Source organism: Rhodococcus sp. WS3 (assembly GCF_003797085.1).
Taxonomy (GTDB): Bacteria; Actinomycetota; Actinomycetes; order Mycobacteriales; family Mycobacteriaceae; genus Rhodococcus_F; species Rhodococcus_F globerula.
In genome coordinates this window covers 1-379 of sequence record NZ_RKMA01000018.1, presented here as the reverse complement: position 1 = coordinate 379, position 379 = coordinate 1, and the positions used below count along the sequence as shown (strand labels likewise).

General features: G+C 50.7%; 1 rRNA gene. It reads left to right on the top strand.

Annotated elements, in window-relative coordinates:
• Positions 1-66: ribosomal RNA gene (locus EEB13_RS31320) — 16S ribosomal RNA — on the top strand; the annotation flags it as partial.
• Between the last annotated feature and the right edge of the window lie 313 nt (positions 67-379).

Here is a 379-nt window from a genome sequence, read left to right as displayed (position 1 = left end):
TCGGCGATTGGGACGAAGTCGTAACAAGGTAGCCGTACCGGAAGGTGCGGCTGGATCACCTCCTTTCTAAGGAGCATCTCTTTCGCTCGCCGCACACAGGTGTGGTTGAGGAAAGCAGAGGCCATTTCGTTCCCGTATGTGGAACGGTGGTTGCTCATGGGTGGACGCTGACAAGCATTCGTTTTCATTACTGCCGGCCTCAGTGCTGGTGGGAGAACAAATTATATCGACATACTGTTGGGTCCTGAGAGAACACGTGAGTGTTTCTTTCTAGGAAGTAACGACAAATAACTGCAAGTTGTCATACCGCTCCACTGTGGTGGGTGTTGGTGTCAACGTGAATGTGGTTGTTTGTGTGTTGTTTGAGAACTGCACAGTG